Consider the following 767-nt stretch of genomic DNA (forward strand, 5'->3'; position numbering starts at 1 on the left):
TGGCAAGTTTTGAAACTCACAATACCGTCCAATGTATCGTTTCCTATAGATGTACAGCTTTATATTTATTCGAGCAGCAAGACTAGCTACCCATCACAATCAGGCGGACAGTTTAACAGCTAGTTAATCTAATTTTTGCGATCTACCGCATGTCATCGAGAATCCGAATACCTGTAAAGACTATCTCACCCCGGGATTTGCACTAGAAGAAGACAATTTACCCAAGCTCGCCTCCAAATCAATGACTCTTTTTATAAGCTGGCGGCGACTTTCATCTATCGACAGCAAGCTTTCCTGGTTTTCTAATTGAACTTTGGCGCTATCACTCATACGAGCCTGTAGCGCAGCAATACGTTTTTCAAACTCTTGAGTACTCGAATCGAAAGTGCTCAATTTTTCATTAAACTGCGTCAAAAACTCTTCTCGTTCAGCTCGAGTAATTGACAACTCCCCTGACAACGAAGCTATACGACCATCTAATACTGACATCCCTTTATCAGAGTCCGCTTTCAATGCTGATAATGAAACCTCATGAGTAGCTAAAGATTTTTGACTCTCGGCAAGCTTTTTCGTTAGCGCTTCTATTTTCTTTTCATGACCTTGAATAGTTTTACGATTCCTATCATAAGACACACCCCACAGCTTTCGAACCTCCGACTCCAGAAAAGCCATTTTCTTCTCTGCAGATGTGCCGGTTTGCATTAGTTCAGCACCCGTTTCACTAACCTCCCCTTCCAAACGAGCCAACAACAACTTGCTTTGCCCTA

1 protein-coding gene is annotated in these 767 nt (G+C 42.2%); it reads right to left on the reverse strand.

What is annotated here, in order from left to right:
- Positions 1-180: 180 nt before the first annotated feature.
- Positions 181-767: hypothetical protein (locus A3763_RS29260; RefSeq protein ID WP_197483137.1), on the reverse strand; the 587-nt coding region annotated here is incomplete at its 5' end.

The organism is Oleiphilus sp. HI0128 (genome assembly GCF_001635365.1).